This window comes from Acinetobacter wuhouensis, assembly GCF_001696605.3.
Lineage (GTDB): Bacteria > Pseudomonadota > Gammaproteobacteria > Pseudomonadales > Moraxellaceae > Acinetobacter > Acinetobacter wuhouensis.
Genome location: NZ_CP031716.1, coordinates 47,557 through 63,043, shown reverse-complemented (window position 1 = coordinate 63,043; position 15,487 = coordinate 47,557). Strand labels below are relative to the sequence as shown.

Annotated in this window: 14 protein-coding genes; 6 read left to right on the top strand and 8 right to left on the bottom strand. The window is 40.2% G+C overall.

From position 1 onward, the window contains the following. Window positions 1-201: 201 nt before the first annotated feature. A complete protein-coding gene (locus BEN71_RS00915; protein ID WP_068973353.1) occupies window positions 202-1,506 on the top strand; it encodes a solute carrier family 23 protein in 1,305 nt (434 codons plus the stop codon). Window positions 1,507-1,724: 218 nt separating this feature from the next. On the opposite strand, the gene BEN71_RS00910 is transcribed toward BEN71_RS00915, so the two are convergent. Next, window positions 1,725-2,861 carry a TDT family transporter gene (locus BEN71_RS00910; RefSeq protein ID WP_068973352.1) on the bottom strand — a complete coding sequence of 379 codons (1,137 nt, stop codon included), beginning with the start codon at window positions 2,859-2,861 and terminating at the stop codon, window positions 1,725-1,727. A 205-nt stretch (window positions 2,862-3,066) separates the two neighbouring features. Between BEN71_RS00910 and ribF the strand changes: the two genes are divergently transcribed. The 4 genes from ribF (at window position 3,067) to BEN71_RS00890 (ending at window position 7,986) form a co-directional block, all read left to right on the top strand. Beyond that, window positions 3,067-4,068, top strand: a complete 1,002-nt coding sequence (ribF, locus tag BEN71_RS00905) for a riboflavin biosynthesis protein RibF (RefSeq protein ID WP_068973351.1) — start codon at window positions 3,067-3,069, stop codon at window positions 4,066-4,068. A gap of 63 nt (window positions 4,069-4,131) precedes the next feature. Then, entirely contained in the window at window positions 4,132-6,975 is a 2,844-nt protein-coding gene (gene ileS, locus BEN71_RS00900; RefSeq protein WP_068973350.1) for an isoleucine--tRNA ligase, read from the top strand. Further along, entirely contained in the window at window positions 6,968-7,504 is a 537-nt protein-coding gene (lspA, locus tag BEN71_RS00895) for a signal peptidase II (RefSeq protein WP_068973349.1), read from the top strand. The genes ileS and lspA overlap by 8 nt, the downstream gene beginning before the upstream one ends. After that, a complete protein-coding gene (locus BEN71_RS00890; protein WP_068973348.1) occupies window positions 7,501-7,986 on the top strand; it encodes an FKBP-type peptidyl-prolyl cis-trans isomerase in 486 nt (161 codons plus the stop codon). The genes lspA and BEN71_RS00890 overlap by 4 nt, the downstream gene beginning before the upstream one ends. A gap of 126 nt (window positions 7,987-8,112) precedes the next feature. Here the strand turns inward: BEN71_RS00890 and BEN71_RS00885 are convergent, their stop codons facing one another. Next, a complete protein-coding gene (locus tag BEN71_RS00885) occupies window positions 8,113-8,394 on the bottom strand; it encodes a type II toxin-antitoxin system RelB/DinJ family antitoxin (protein ID WP_068973347.1) in 282 nt (93 codons plus the stop codon). Between the two features lie 165 nt (window positions 8,395-8,559). On the opposite strand from BEN71_RS00885, the gene BEN71_RS00880 reads away from it, so the two are divergent. Continuing rightward, complete coding sequence (locus BEN71_RS00880; RefSeq protein WP_068973407.1) at window positions 8,560-9,465, top strand: LysR family transcriptional regulator; 906 nt, start codon at window positions 8,560-8,562, stop codon at window positions 9,463-9,465. A gap of 135 nt (window positions 9,466-9,600) precedes the next feature. Here the strand turns inward: BEN71_RS00880 and BEN71_RS00875 are convergent, their stop codons facing one another. The 6 genes from BEN71_RS00875 to tpgA all read right to left on the bottom strand — a co-directional run bounded on the left by BEN71_RS00875 (window position 9,601) and on the right by tpgA (window position 15,447). Beyond that, window positions 9,601-10,344: a sulfite exporter TauE/SafE family protein gene (locus tag BEN71_RS00875; protein ID WP_068973346.1), complete on the bottom strand. Its 744-nt coding sequence runs from the start codon at window positions 10,342-10,344 to the stop codon at window positions 9,601-9,603. Between the two features lie 110 nt (window positions 10,345-10,454). Next, the gene (locus tag BEN71_RS00870; protein ID WP_068973345.1) at window positions 10,455-10,658 is read right to left on the bottom strand and encodes a hypothetical protein; all 204 of its coding nucleotides are present in this window, start codon (window positions 10,656-10,658) and stop codon (window positions 10,455-10,457) included. 69 nt (window positions 10,659-10,727) lie between these two features. Beyond that, window positions 10,728-11,015 carry a chorismate mutase gene (locus tag BEN71_RS00865; RefSeq protein WP_068973406.1) on the bottom strand — a complete coding sequence of 96 codons (288 nt, stop codon included), beginning with the start codon at window positions 11,013-11,015 and terminating at the stop codon, window positions 10,728-10,730. Further along, the gene (locus BEN71_RS00860) at window positions 10,996-12,351 is read right to left on the bottom strand and encodes a hypothetical protein (RefSeq protein WP_068973344.1); all 1,356 of its coding nucleotides are present in this window, start codon (window positions 12,349-12,351) and stop codon (window positions 10,996-10,998) included. Before BEN71_RS00860 ends, BEN71_RS00865 begins: the two co-directional genes overlap by 20 nt. Window positions 12,352-12,595: 244 nt before the next feature. Then, complete coding sequence (gene ilvD, locus BEN71_RS00855; RefSeq protein ID WP_068973343.1) at window positions 12,596-14,425, bottom strand: dihydroxy-acid dehydratase; 1,830 nt, start codon at window positions 14,423-14,425, stop codon at window positions 12,596-12,598. A gap of 209 nt (window positions 14,426-14,634) precedes the next feature. Further along, window positions 14,635-15,447, bottom strand: a complete 813-nt coding sequence (gene tpgA, locus BEN71_RS00850; protein WP_068973342.1) for a trimeric autotransporter adhesin/peptidogylcan-associated protein TpgA — start codon at window positions 15,445-15,447, stop codon at window positions 14,635-14,637. Window positions 15,448-15,487: the final 40 nt, after the last annotated feature.

Sequence of the window (15,487 nt, the reverse complement as noted above, 5' to 3'; positions counted from 1 at the left end):
ATATTCAATTCGAGTATGTTTTCACATTTACAATTTTTAATACTTTGATTTTACTTATTAACACATTTTAATTATTTGACCACTTGGTATAAAACACCAATTTTCCCTAATAAATGCAAGCCCTTAGTTTGACTAAAATGATTAAAACTGACTTCAAACAAGCGTATGATGTGTCCAATTTGTCTTTCGAGTGCTCATTTTATGTCCAACTGGTTTCCCAAATGGCGTCCTTATACTGGCAGCATCGATGCAAGACCTGTAGGAACCAATGAATATTTACCCCCTGCGCAAAGTGTAGTCTTGGGGATTCAACATGCATTTGCCATGTTTGGTGCCACTGTACTCGCACCATTTTTAATGGGTTTTGATCCGAACCTTGCGATTTTAATGTCAGGGATTTGTACCATCTTGTTCTTCATCATGACCGGTGGACGAGTTCCAAGTTATTTAGGGTCTAGTTTTGCTTTTATTGGTGTGGTGATTGCAGCAACAGGTTATGCAGCTTCTGGTACAGGCGCAGCCAATCTGAATATTGCACATGCTGCGGGCGGGATCATGGCATGCGGTATTTTGTATGCGATTTTCGGCTTTATTGTCATGGCAACAGGAACCAAATGGATTGAAAAGCTCATGCCGCCTGTGGTTACAGGTGCTGTGGTCATGATCATCGGTTTAAACCTTGCACCCGTCACCGTCAAAGGTGTTGCTGGCAATAACTTTAATATGTGGATGGCATTGGTCACCGTACTATGTATGGGTTCAATTGCTGTTTTCACCAAAGGTTTATTGCAACGTCTATTATTATTGGTCGGTTTATTATTGGCTTATTTGATCTATTTCATTGTGTCTAATGTCATGGGAAATGGTACACCGATTAACTTTACCCCGATTCAAGAAGCAGCTTGGTTTGGTACGCCAACTTTCCACGCACCTGTTTTTGATGTCAATGCCATGTTGATTATTGCCCCGATTGCCTTGATTTTAGTGGCTGAAAACTTAGGTCACATCAAAGCTGTCAGTGCCATGACAGGTGAAAACCTAGATCCACACATTGGTAAAGCCTTTGTTGCTGATGGTATTGCAACAACGCTTTCTGGTGGTGTCGGTGCGCCTGGTATGACCACCTATGGTGAGAACATTGGTGTCATGGCAGTAACCCGTGTCTACTCAACGATAGTCTTTGTGATTGCAGGTGTTTTTGCCATTTTCTTAGGTTTTTCTCCGAAGTTTGGTGCAGTGATTCATACTATTCCTACGGCGATTTTGACGGGTGCTTCCATCGTGGTCTTTGGTTTGATTACCATTGCAGGGGCGAAAATCTGGATCGAAAACAAAGTTGATTTTTCCAAAAATAAGAACTTGATGGTTGCAGCCGTTACGATCATTTTAGGTACAGGTGACTTTGCCCTTCAGTTCGGCGATTTCAACTTAGGTGGGATTGGTACTGCAACGTTTGCAGCCTTGATCTTGAACTGGTTCTTTAGCTTAAAAGACAAATCAGAATAATAAATTTAAACTATTTTAAGCAGCTGAAAGGCTGCTTTTTTATTTCACAATTCATACTTAGATCAAAGAATTAAGAATTTAAAAATAAGAATAATTGCTTCAAACTCAAATGAATTACAATCAAAAAAGCCCTTAACATAAAATGACTAAGGGCTTTGATGTTTTTAAATCATCTAAATAACTTTTGGATTGCTTTTAAATAACTTGCTAATCAACCACTAAGCCTGCTCTCTCTCCAACAATGCCTTTAAACATGGAGAAAAGAATAAATGACCTTGGTATATTCCTTTCAACGTTTTCGCCATCACCATAATCCAAAGCAACATCAATATTGCAGCAAATGCCAAGCCACTATTGATAATGAAATCAACATGGATTTGATGACCTAGATTTAACACTGCCAAAGTAAACACACCCAATGGGAATGTTAAACCCCACCAACCGAGGTTAAATGGTAAATCTTTGGCAGCATGTTTCAGTGTGGTTAAAATCGCGATGGCAAACCACCAAATCCCAAAACCAAGTAAGATAAAGCTTGCCACGATGCCTGCATTTTGGAAGAACACACCCAATTGTTGCATCTGAATAAAGGCTAAAACCTGTGGTGCTTGTGCTCCTAAAACCAACAATGCCAAAGCCCCTGTACCAATCGGTCCTAAAGCCAACCAACCTGTGATCGCCAACTCTTTACTTGGTAATTGATGCAATGCCAAACGCAACATTAAAATGCTCAAAATTCCAAAAGCGGGTAATACAGACATGCCCCACAATACATAACTGGCAAATAGAATCCCAACCGCTTCCTGTCCTGCAGGTAAATGTGCCAATAATAAACCACCTGAAGTTGCAGCAACCTCACATGCTACAATTGGCAATAACCACATCGCAGTCATAGTCTGTAACTCATGCTTTTGTTGACTGAACATGAAAAATGGCACAATGATTCCGATCAGTACAGCCAAAATTGCATCGAGATACCACAAGCTTTGCGCAATTTGCACCGCAACATCACCATAAAGCGCAATACCATATTTTAAAAAACCATTGATCACTGTCGCGAGTCCCATCGGTATCGCCCCTAAAAACAGTGCCATACTTGAATGAGAAAAAATCTGCCGTGCTTCATGAGGATAAATCAGCCAACGTAAAATATAGAGCATACTAAATGCACAAAATAATAAAGTATTGAATTGCCATAAGCCTGTACCTAATGCCCAAAATAACTCATGTGCAAAAGGAAATTCAGATATGATCAAGGCAACCACACCAGTACCCATAGTCATGGTGAACCAATTTGGGGTAAACTGACGAATCACGTCTCGCGTTTGATTCAATTGATAAAATGGCTTTTGCATCGCTTCATCCTCATTTCAGCAGATAAATTGATTATAAAAGCCACTATTAATAAATAAAATTGATTTGTTTTTATAAAATGAATCAATTTTTCTGATATAAAATAAATTATCAATAATTTTTTCTGGATAAAAACACAACAACAAAGACGAAACTGTGAGAATATGGCAATATATACCTTTCAAATTTTAAGCTTATTTTGAAATCATGCAGCTGTTACGTCTAAATGCCTTAGCACCGAATTTTCAATTGCCTCCGACCGCAGTGACGATCGGCAATTTTGATGGTGTCCATTTGGGACATCAAGCCATGGTTTCACAACTGAAAGACGTTGCCAAAACACAAAATTTAAAAACCTTGGTGATGATTTTTGAGCCTCAACCTTTAGAGTTCTTTAAAGGCTATGAAGCACCGCCACGTATTACGTCACTCAGAGAAAAAGTAGAATATTTAACTGAGCTGGGTGTGGACTATATTGCGATTGCTAAATTTGACAATCAATTCCGTAGTTTAAGCGCTGAAGAATTTGCTGATTTACTGAAAAATCAACTGAATGCACAAAGCTTGGTATTGGGTGATGATTTTCATTTTGGAAAAAACCGTCAGGGCAACAGCGAATTTTTAAAACAATATGGCTTTGCTGTCACCAACTTAAATACAGTTGATTTTAATGGTGAACGTGTCAGTTCGACCCGTATTCGCCAAGTCTTACAAGCAGGTGATTTATCACTGGCTGCAAAATTGTTGGGTCGTCCTTATAGCATGACCGGTCGTGTGCAATATGGCGATCAAATTGGGCGCACGCTGAATTTCCCAACCATTAATGTGCGCATGGGACGCCATCGTCCATGTCTTAATGGTATTTATGGCGTGGATGTGGTGTGTGAAACCCTGTCATTGACCGACAAAGTTAAAGCAGACAATCCTGCTAAATTGGGCGTTCAGGGTTACCAAGAAAATGCACTGTATGGTGCAGGTCATGTCGGTACGCGCCCAGCGATTAAACAGGAACATCCAGAATGGCGATTAGAAGTACATTTTCCTGATGTTTCTGCTAATCTGTATGGTCTGTTGATGCGGGTCACTTTCCTCGACTATTTACATGGTGAATTAAATTACCCATCTCTTGAAGCGCTACAAGCGGGAATTGATGATGATGTCGAGCGACTGCTTGAGTTTCGTAAAAACACCCCCAAATTTCCTTTTTAAACCCGATTTTTTATTGTAAAAACGCGTCAGCAATGGTGCTGATAATATTGGAAGACAACTTGCATGAGCGATAAGCAAACTCCTGAAAATGCTGTGGATTATAAATCTACGCTGAATCTACCAGGTACTGAATTTGCGATGAAAGCAAATCTCGCAGTACGTGAAGCGAAATGGTTGGAAGAGTGGTATGCCGACAACATTTATCAGCAGATTCGTGCATCGCGTATTGGCAAGAAAAAATATGTGCTTCATGACGGCCCTCCGTATGCAAACGGTCAGATCCATTTAGGTCATGCGGTCAATAAAGTCCTGAAAGATATCATCATTAAAAGCCGTGTCATGGATGGTTTTGATGCGCCATACGTACCAGGTTGGGACTGTCACGGTCTACCAATCGAACTGAAAGTTGAAGAAAAAGTCGGTAAAGTGGGCGTTAAAGTTGATGCATCAACTTTCCGTAAAGCCTGCCGTGAATATGCCAATACACAAATCGAATTACAGAAAAAAGATTTCGTACGTATGGGCGTGTTTGGTGATTGGGACAAACCTTATTTGACCATGAACTTCAAACAAGAAGCGGACATCGTTCGCTCATTGGGTGAAATTGCCAAAGCAGGTCATATCGAACCTGGTCTTAAACCAGTCAACTGGTGTCTGGACTGTGGTTCTTCACTGGCTGAAGCTGAAGTTGACTATAAAGATAAAAAATCTGATGCAATTGATGTCGGTTTCGGTGTGGTTGATCTTGCTGATCTATCTGCAAAAGTTGGTGTGACTGTATCCAATCCTACAGACATCGTGATCTGGACAACTACGCCTTGGACGCTTCCTGCGAACCAGGCGGTTGCTCTGCATGCTGAAATTGAATATCAATTGGTTGAAGTCCAAACTGAACGTGGTACACAAAACTTAATCTTGGCTAAAGATCTGGTTGAGTCTGCATGTGAACGTTACAAACTTGAAAATCCAAAAGTATTGGCGGACTTTGTCGGTGCAAAACTTGAGAATTTAAAACTGCAACATCCATTGCTTGCAGAGCGTCAAGTGCCTGTGATTTTGGGTGAACACGTGATCGCGACCAGTGGTACAGGTGCGGTACATACAGCCCCTGGTCATGGTGTGGACGATTATAAAGTTGGCTTACAATACAACTTAAAAGTGGACAATCCAGTTGGCGGTAATGGTGTGTATTTACCGACTGCACCGATTTTTGCAGGCGAGCACATTTACAAAGCCAATCCACAAATCATTGCAGCATTGAGCGAAAGCAACAAGCTTTGGGCGCATGTGCCAATCATGCACAGCTACCCACACTGCTGGCGTCATAAAACACCAATTATTTTCCGTGCAACACCACAATGGTTTATCAGCATGGACAATAAAGGCTTACGTCAAGACGCTTTGAATGCGATTGAAAATGAGATCGGCTTTGTCCCTGACTGGGGTAAAAACCGTATCCAATCAATGATCGAAGGTCGTCCAGACTGGTGTATTTCACGTCAACGTACTTGGGGTGTGCCAATCCCATTCTTCGTGCATAAAGACACCAATGAGTTGCATCCACGCACCCCTGAATTGATCGAAGAAGTTGCGAAACTGATCGAGCAAGAAGGTATTGACGGTTGGTATAACCGTGATGCTGCTGAATTTATCGGTGCAGATGCGGAACAGTACAATGCAGTACGTGACACCTTAGACGTATGGTTCGACTCAGGTACAACGCATTATGCAGTACTTCGTGAACGTGAAGAATTGCAAGATCCTGCGGATTTGTATCTTGAAGGTTCTGACCAGCATCGTGGTTGGTTCCAATCGTCATTGTTAACATCAATTGCGATCAACAAACGTGCACCATATAAAGCCCTTCTTACTCACGGTTTCGTTGTAGATGAGAAAGGTCGCAAGATGTCTAAATCAATCGGGAATATCATTACCCCGCAAGACATCATCAAAGATATGGGCGCAGATGGTTTACGTTTCTGGATTGCTTCTGCGGATTACCGTTATGAAATGACGGCAGGTAAAGAAATCTTCAGCCGTGCGTCTGATGGTTACCGTCGTATCCGTAATACTTTACGTTTCCTGTTGGCGAACTTAAATGGTTTCAAACCTTCGACAGACTGCTTGCCTGTAGATCAATTGATCGCGCTTGATCAATACATCCTGCAACGTGCGGCTGATGTACAGAAAACCATTCAGCAAGCTTATGAAGATATGAACTTCCATATCGTCACCAATGCTTTGACCAATTTCTGTATCAATGACTTAGGTGGTTTCTACTTAGACATCATCAAAGACCGTCAGTACACCACTAAAGCGGATTCACAAGCACGTCATTCTGCACAAACTGCCTTGTATCATTTGGTTCAAGCCTTTGTACGTTGGATGTCACCAATCTTGAGCTTCACAGCACAGGAAGCATGGCCGTTGATTCCAGAACAGTCTGAAAAGTATGTGTTTACTGCGGAATGGTATGATATTCCAGTGGCATCAACTGCGAACTTGATCTCAGAAGCAGATTGGCAAACCTTGATCACGGTTAAATCAGCCGTGAACAAACAAATCGAAGCAGCACGTAATGCCAAATTGATCGGTTCTAACCTGTCTGCCAAAGTAGAACTTTGGGCAAATCCTGAGTTAAAAGCAGTATTGGATCAACTCGGTGATGAATTGCGCTTTGTCTTGATCACTTCAACTGTGATTGTAAAAGACTTTGATGCTGCACAAGGTGAAGCCACTGATCTTGAAGGTTTACGTGTTCAAGTGTCGGCGGCTGAAGGTGAAAAATGTGCGCGTTGCTGGCATGTGCTTCCAGATGTAAATACACATCTTGAACATCCAGGACTGTGTGCTCGTTGTATTATCAACCTTCCTACAGGTCAAGGCGAAGAGAGAAAATATGCCTAATCCACAGAATAAAAAGGGTTTATTCCAGTTTTATCCACACAATTTAATGTGGCTTGGACTTTCTGTCCTCGCCATCATTATTGATCAGTGGACAAAAAACATTGCAAGTACACATCTGACTTATGCAGATCCTGTACCTGTATTGCCCTTTTTAAATTGGACATTGCTACACAATTACGGCGCAGCCTTTAGCTTTTTGTCCGATGCAGGTGGATGGCAACATTATTTATTTACGGGTCTAGCAGGCATTGTGTCGATCATCTTTATTTTTTGGCTGATGCGTATGCCAAAAAGTACGGTGGTTTTACCGATGGCCATTGCTTTGATTCTTGGTGGTGCGATCGGTAATTTGATTGATCGTATCAGCTTAGGTTATGTGGTCGATTTCATTCATGTGTTTTACCAAAACCATCACTTTCCTGCATTCAATATTGCAGATAGTGCGATCACCTTAGGCACCATTTTATTGTTAATTGATACTTTCTTTTTAGAAAAGAAACGTATTCAAAATGCGGAAAGCGCAAAATGACTGACGAAATTATTAATCCGAATGAAGAAACCCGCGTTGCGGATGGTTCAAAAGTAGATCTTCATTTTTCTGTTGCGATCGAAAATGGCGTTGAAATTGACAATACCCGTAGCCGTGAAGAGCCTGTGAGCTTAGTCATGGGCGATGGCAGTTTATTGCCAGGTTTTGAAAAAGCCTTATTTGGTCTTCGTGCAGGCGACCGTCGTACCGTAAGTCTTCCTCCTGAAGATGCTTTCGGCCCTTGGAATCCTGAGAATGTGCAAAAATTTGACACTGTAAAATTCGAACAGCGTCCTGTTGAAGGTCACATGATGGAGTTTGAAGATAAAGCCAAACAAAGCTTATTTGGTGTGATCAAAACTGTGGGCGAAGACATTACTGAAGTGGATTTCAACCATCCATTGGCAGGTAAAAATATTACTTTTGAAGTGGAAATTTTCAAAGTTACCCCTGCGGGTCAGCAAGGCGTGAAATTGATGTAATCGCATCAACAAATGTTAAAAAAGCTCCTGAGGGAGCTTTTTTGTTGAGGTTTTGAATAAAATATCACATGAATTTATCGGTTTATATTTTGAACCTTGTCAGAATAACTCACTAAGACAGCTCGCTTATTTTTCATTGTTTTGTTCGAGCTCATTGAACAACTCTTCTACAGTTTCAAAACGTGCTTTTTTCTTTTTAATCAACTCATCTGCTTCATTCATTGCCGCGACAGTTTGAGTATTCGGTACACGTACATCGAATGGAATGGCTTGTTCAGCAACAACACGAGTTAAAAAAATTCGGACAGCGTCAGAAACAGATAATCCCATTGCTTTCAAAGCTTGCTGTGCTTGTAGTTTAGTTTCATCATCAATTCGTACATGCAACATAGAAGTTTGTGAAGTCATAATATTACTCACACTTTTGTATCTCATTTGAGACTTATGATAACATATAATAAATAAAACAGATGCTTTTTTAATCACAAAACAGCAGATAGATATGAGTAACAACACCATTATCTGTGAATTAACTCAGCTATAATGATAAAAATCACTCGCCCAATGACCACCATGCGCCTAGACTTTTTTGATCTACAACTCTTCCTCAATATTGTGGATACAGGTAGCCTAACCAAAGGTGCAGAGCGTTCATTTATCTCATTACAAGCAGCCAGTGAACGCATTAAAAAACTCGAACAACAATACTCAACACAACTTTTTACGCGCCATGCTTCGGGTGTCAAACTGACACTTGCAGGACAGACATTTGCGGAACAATCATTATTGCTAATCCAACAAGGTAACAAGCTTGAACAAGCCATGTCAGCCTTTGCTAAGGGTCAAACCACGCAAATGACCTTGTGGTGTAATTCTTCCGCACAGAGTGAATATCTTCCCCTACTCCTGCCCCAGTATTTAGTCGAAAATCCGCATATTCAGATCGACCTACAAGAAGCTGAAAGTAGTGATATTATCCAAAATATCGAAAAAGGCGTTGCTAAACTTGGTTTAATTTCGAGCTTCTTTAATCATCATCAATTACAAACTTTAGAATTTTCTGATGATCCCTTGGTGCTGATTTGCCCACCGAATCATCAGCTTAAAGAAACCAAACAATTGCAATTGGCTGACATTCTCAGCTATCCATTTGTAGGTTTGATGCAGTATCACTCGTTGCAACAATCTATTGAAAATCAAGCGAAATTACTCAATTGTGCGATTCAATATCGTCTTAGACTACCCAACTTCGCTGCGATTGCTCAAGTGGTTGCCAGTGGCGTTGGTGTAGCTGTTATGCCAAAACGCGCAGCACAACGTTTAAATCACCTCTATGATTTTTATCAAATTGAATTGGTTGGAGAATGGGCAAAACGTGAATTACTGTTGGCAGCTCAAAATTTTGATCAACTACCAACAGCATATCAACACTTCGCCCAATTTTTAATTTCACAGAAAGCAAAATTGATTTTGGATTAAACTTTTGACATCAGTCAGAAATTTTAGATGCAAAACATATTTAAAAGCGTATTTGGAGTCCCTTCTCCCTTTGGGAGAAGGTTAGGATGAGGGGCTTTTAAAATAAAAAACCTCCCCCCTTTCAAATCCTCAAGTTTAAATCACACAAAACTGATGAAACACTGAATACAAACCAAAAATCACCAAGCCACAAAAGAATACTTTACGAAATTTTTGCTCTGGAATGCGATAACGAATCTTGGTTCCCACCCACATTCCAATCAATGCAGGAACGAGTGCAATAAGAGATAATTTATAATCAATAGGCGTATTTTCCACTGGATTTAAATGAAGAAATACCGCCAAACAAATTGTTGAAACCGTAAAAGCCAAACCCAAAGATTGAACTAAATCATCACGTTTGAGTTGTAAGGATTGCAAATAAGGTACAACGGGAATCACCACCACACCTGTTGCAACGGTCAAAGCACCACCTAGATAACCCATGATCGGAGAAAGCCATTTTTCATGTGGTGCAAGATTGGGCATGCTTTTGGAAAATAGCCCATACAATCCATAGAGCGCTAACATCCCCCCCAATAAAGCTTCACTCTGAAAACCACTCTGTGAATGTCCTAAGGTTGGAAAAATACTCCAAATTGAACCAATGATAATTCCGAGTAATAAGGGATAAAAACGGCGCACTAAACGCCAAACATTGCCTTCGGCAAAGAGTTGCCAAAAATTGGTCACCATTGAGGGAATAATCAATAAAGTCGCTGCTTGGAAAGGACTAATCACTAAGCTTAATAAACCCATCGACACAGCAGGTAAACCTAAACCAATCGTCCCTTTAATCATTCCTGCAATGCCAAATACAGCAATTACAAAACCCATCATAACGTCATCACCTCAATATTCTGAAGCAATGCTACGTCAAAGTGAAAAGCTGAAAAATCACTGTTTTTAGGAGAGAACCTCAATAAAAAGTTGAGGCTAAATTTATATGACTATAAAACATGAATCGAAAAGCAATTACACCCACAATGAAAACGAACAACTTGTGCAGGTTTTGGAATTTTCCCACGGCGTTTTGCTTTTGAATTTTCGATTTCTATTGCACGTTTAATTTCATTCAATTCTGCACGTGACAATCTTTTATTATTTCCTGTAGCGCTACGTTCTCTTTCACCTGCAATGCGAATGCCAGACATGGCTATTTTCCTGTTTATACTTCTGATCAATGTGAGCGATTTGCTCAATCAAAAACAATACGCTCAATATTAAGGACGAATCTCTTTTAATTCTCGTTGAATAAAATGCTGAATCATTTCGCGATACAACATCTCAACTAAATCAGGATTTGTCCCGACATCAAGCGCCTTTTGACGAACTTTATTAATCACTTGTTGTACACGTTCAGGAGATTGTACATCTTCAGCTGTACGCTTAAATCGAACAGCTTGATCGACATAATATTGACGTGTTGCTATTAACTCTATCAATTCTTGATCTAAATGATCAATGCGATCACGGACTTGCTCTAAAGATTCACATTTCTCTTTTTTCATCATTGGTTTCTTCTATATCCTGATCTTGCGTGATGTGTTGAGCTCTTTCTTGCTCATTTTCTGCTTTATACTTCTGTTCTAACACATTACTGAAAATACTTTCAATCATCCAAACACGATATAAACTATTAAATACGTAACGTTTTCCTTCAATACGCAATTCTAAAACAGGAAAATCAGGTTGATGCTTCTCAGCACACAATTGATCATTAGTTTTTAATAAGGCTTCCACATCCTCATCAGTCAGTTTTTCGATCCCCAAATCCTGCTGAATTTGCTGCACATGCGCTTTAAAGGATAAATCACGTCCTTTGGTCCACACTGCTTGTAAAATGTCGTACATCGCATCAATACGTTGTTCTTCAGGCACACTATAATAAAGTCGTGCCATATTGAGTGTACTGTCCGCAGTTGGACGACAGAATGGCGTGAATTTGACTTCTGTCCGTTTAGAAAGACGCGTCGCTAAACTCCAATCAAAAAAGTCCCGACCGTGATAACTTAAAGGGTGCAAATTCAATTGAATATTATAATAATTTGCCAATTCTTCTTTGATATAAGCCAATAACAACCAACTAATCGGGTCTTCTAAAGCAATATATAAATCCAACTCTGGGTGCATCGCTTGAATTTCAGCAAGCTCTTCGGCATCACTCATCAAATGCTCACGCCATTCAATGTGATTGATCAGGAAAATAGGATTATCAATCAATAGTTTTTGCTGTTTTAAACGACGGGTTAAACGTAATAAATCATCAACCGCATGATATTTACGCCCACCAAACTCAAAATAACTTTCTAAAACTGGGGTCTGATCAAAAATTCGTTCTGGAAAACTTTGTAGTTTTTGATGCTTACTCGCCATCACGTACAATGTACGCAATTTGCCATATTGCTGTTGCCACAACATATGAAACACATCTTCGAGTAAATAAAGAAAGTTCTGACCTGTCAGCGGTGTATTTCTAAGAATTATTTCCGCTTGTTGTAATGCTTCTGCGCTAGGTTGTTCTGGTTTTTCATCATCATAACTAAAACGATGTTGGTTGGCTAATATTCTGGCATCTTCTAAACTATAATTGCGCCATTCTTCTATGGACATGCCATTGGGGGGTTCTGCTGAAGTATTGGAAATAATGACTTTCAATGGTTTCAAATCATCATTCAAAATTTCTTCTAATTGCGGCAATTGCTGAACCGCAAGATAACTATAAACATCATCCAAACGCAAATAAATACTCAGCCCTTGCTCCGTAGATAACACCTCTTGTCGAACAGGTTTCTGGTAAAACCAACTCGATCGGATTGGATCAAACCAACGGCGTAACAGTGACATGTGAGGGCCTCTAAAAAGCACTGAATAAATAAAAAGATAATGTGAGTGAAACTCGTTCAAGCATACCATTCATTGACTGGAGATGCTGAAAAAAATAATCTAAATCAGATCACGAAAAATTTATAACAATTCCTTTAACAATGATCAATATCCCAAAATCTAATAAAATTGAATCAATTCAGTCAATATAATAAAAAAGCACCCAGCTTGTGAGTGCTTTAATGATGTAAATAAAGTTTAAAACTTAGATTTCGCGTACAGCACCTTTCGATGCACTTGTGGTATGCATCGCATAGGCTTTTAATGCTTTAGAAATCTTACGAGGACGTGGTTCAGCAGGATGCCAACCTTTTTCCTCTTGTGCAGTACGACGAGCAGCCAAAGTTGCATCATCTACAGCTAAATTAATCGTACGATTTGGAATATCGATTTCGATCAAATCACCATCTTCAACCAAACCAATTGCACCACCTTCAGCAGCTTCAGGAGAAACGTGACCAATCGAAAGACCTGACGAACCACCTGAGAAACGACCATCTGTTAATAGTGCACAGTCTTTACCTAAACCTTTTGATTTTAAATAACTGGTTGGATACAACATTTCTTGCATCCCAGGACCACCACGTGGGCCTTCGTAACGAATTACAACCACATCACCCGCTTTGATACCACCACCTAAAATACTTTCTACCGCAGCATCTTGGCTTTCAAATACACGAGCTGTACCGTTGAATTTAAGAATTGAATCATCAACGCCCGCAGTTTTCACAATACAACCTTCTAGAGCAATGTTGCCGTAAAGTACAGCCAAACCACCATCTTGTGAGAATGCATGTGCAACATTACGGATCACGCCACCTTCACGGTCACCATCTAAGCGAGAATAATAGCGGTCTTGTGAGAATGCAGTTTGCGTCGGTACACCACCCGGTGCGGATTTAAAGAAGTTGTAAACATCTTCATCTTCAGTACGGATAATATCCCACTTGTCCAAAGCATCTTTTAAGGTTTTTTCATGTACTGTAGGCACAGACGTGTCTAACAATCCTGCACGGTCTAATTCACCTAAGATCGACATGATACCGCCTGCACGGTGAACATCTTCCATATGCACATCTTGTTTTGCTGGTGCAACTTTACACAGTACAGGTACTTTACGTGATAAACGATCAATATCCGTCATGGTGAAATCAACTTCTGCTTCATTAGCCGCAGCCAATAAGTGAAGTACAGTATTGGTTGAACCACCCATTGAGATATCTAAAGTCATCGCATTTTCAAACGCTGCTTTAGTGGCAATTGAACGTGGTAGCAAGCTGTAGTCATTTTGCTCATAGTGACGTTTCGTGATCTCTACGATTAATTGACCGGCCTTTTCAAATAATTTTTTACGGTTGGCATGGGTTGCAAGTGTTGAACCATTACCTGGTAAAGATAAACCTAATGCTTCAGTTAAGCAGTTCATCGAGTTGGCAGTAAACATGCCTGAACATGAACCACAGGTTGGGCATGCAGAGCGTTCGTATTCTTTGACTTCTTCATCAGTAAAACTATCATCTGCCGCAACGATCATCGCATCAACCAAGTCAATCGCGTGTTCATTCCCACGAATTTTGACTTTACCCGCTTCCATTGGGCCGCCTGAAACGAATACCACTGGAATGTTCAAACGCATAGACGCCATGAGCATGCCTGGGGTGATTTTGTCACAGTTCGAGATACACACCATCGCATCTGCACAGTGTGCATTGACCATGTATTCGACAGAGTCTGCGATCAAATCACGTGAAGGCAGTGAATAGAGCATGCCGTCATGCCCCATAGCAATACCATCATCGACTGCAATGGTGTTGAATTCCTTTGCCACACCGCCTGCTTGCTCGATCTGACGAGCAACCAATTGACCTAGATCTTTAAGGTGAACATGACCTGGTACAAATTGGGTAAATGAGTTGACCACTGCAATAATCGGCTTACCAAAATCTTCATCTTTCATTCCTGTTGCGCGCCATAAGCCACGCGCACCAGCCATATTTCTTCCATGTGTCGATGTTTTTGAACGATAATCTGGCATTATAATTTCCAACAATATTTGAGCTGAAATGAATGATTGAATTCATTTTGGCAGAATAAAACTGATAATCAGTCGAAATATTTTTACATCATACTACAATTCTGAGCAAGCTGATGATTTGATGGTCGTTGTTTTGCAAATGTGGCTCATACTAAAAATAAGGCTTCCAAAGAAGCCCTATTTATCACAATTGAACTTGCGATAGATATTTACCACTGAACATTGACTCGACGATTCGGTGCTAAACAGTCTACAGTTTGCACTGTAGCACGTGTTCCTGTACATTGTCGGTATAAATCAGTTTGACTATTTGCCACAATCTGAATCCTATTGGGATTAATTCCTGTACCCACCAACAGTTTAGCAACCGTATTGGCTCGTAGTGATGACAATTGCTGATTGTGGGCAAACTTGCCTAAAGGATCAGCAAAGCCTGATACTACGATTGAGCCCGTGCTTGGACTTTGTTGAATACGTTGAGCAATCTCTGTAATAATTCCTGTACCTTGTTCAATTGCATTGGCATTGTAACTATCAAAGGCAAAAAATACGCTGGCTGAACGATCTGTGATTTGTGTATCTTTAGATGCTTGGTTATTTGCACCAAAAGCCATCAAACCCTCACAAGCCTCACCTTTCCAGTACAAGTTTTGTGCGGTGGCTTTTCGATTACTAAATTTGTCAAAGTCAACCCGTAATTGGCAACGCAAATAATCCTGACTATTTGGTTGGCGAATATCTAACACATAATTCCACGTTTTATTGATAAATAAACCTTCATTGAACTGTGGATTACCCAATAAATGACGGAATTGGTCTTTATTTAGTCCAACATCTAAACGCGCCACGTCATCATATTCATAACGCTTGATTTGTTTTAAGTAACTATCCTTGACCTCTGGAAAATGAATTTCCTGTTCTTGTGCAGTTGTTGTTTCAATCTCAGTAGCATGACTCAATGACATCGACATCACTAGACCACTGAATGCACCTAACAGTATGATTTTGTTCAATGCTTTCATTTTTTTATCTCTCTCAAAATTAAGGAAAACTGAAGAAGAT

Coding starts and splice junctions, on each gene's coding strand:
- BEN71_RS00915 (WP_068973353.1), top strand. CDS start 202: ATGTCCAACTGGTTTCCCAAATGGCGTCCTTATACTGGCAGCATCGAT.
- BEN71_RS00910 (WP_068973352.1), bottom strand. CDS start 2,861: ATGCAAAAGCCATTTTATCAATTGAATCAAACGCGAGACGTGATTCGT.
- ribF (WP_068973351.1), top strand. CDS start 3,067: ATGCAGCTGTTACGTCTAAATGCCTTAGCACCGAATTTTCAATTGCCT.
- ileS (WP_068973350.1), top strand. CDS start 4,132: ATGAGCGATAAGCAAACTCCTGAAAATGCTGTGGATTATAAATCTACG.
- lspA (WP_068973349.1), top strand. CDS start 6,968: ATGCCTAATCCACAGAATAAAAAGGGTTTATTCCAGTTTTATCCACAC.
- BEN71_RS00890 (WP_068973348.1), top strand. CDS start 7,501: ATGACTGACGAAATTATTAATCCGAATGAAGAAACCCGCGTTGCGGAT.
- BEN71_RS00885 (WP_068973347.1), bottom strand. CDS start 8,394: ATGACTTCACAAACTTCTATGTTGCATGTACGAATTGATGATGAAACT.
- BEN71_RS00880 (WP_068973407.1), top strand. CDS start 8,560: ATGCGCCTAGACTTTTTTGATCTACAACTCTTCCTCAATATTGTGGAT.
- BEN71_RS00875 (WP_068973346.1), bottom strand. CDS start 10,344: ATGATGGGTTTTGTAATTGCTGTATTTGGCATTGCAGGAATGATTAAA.
- BEN71_RS00870 (WP_068973345.1), bottom strand. CDS start 10,658: ATGTCTGGCATTCGCATTGCAGGTGAAAGAGAACGTAGCGCTACAGGA.
- BEN71_RS00865 (WP_068973406.1), bottom strand. CDS start 11,015: ATGAAAAAAGAGAAATGTGAATCTTTAGAGCAAGTCCGTGATCGCATT.
- BEN71_RS00860 (WP_068973344.1), bottom strand. CDS start 12,351: ATGTCACTGTTACGCCGTTGGTTTGATCCAATCCGATCGAGTTGGTTT.
- ilvD (WP_068973343.1), bottom strand. CDS start 14,425: ATGCCAGATTATCGTTCAAAAACATCGACACATGGAAGAAATATGGCT.
- tpgA (WP_068973342.1), bottom strand. CDS start 15,447: ATGAAAGCATTGAACAAAATCATACTGTTAGGTGCATTCAGTGGTCTA.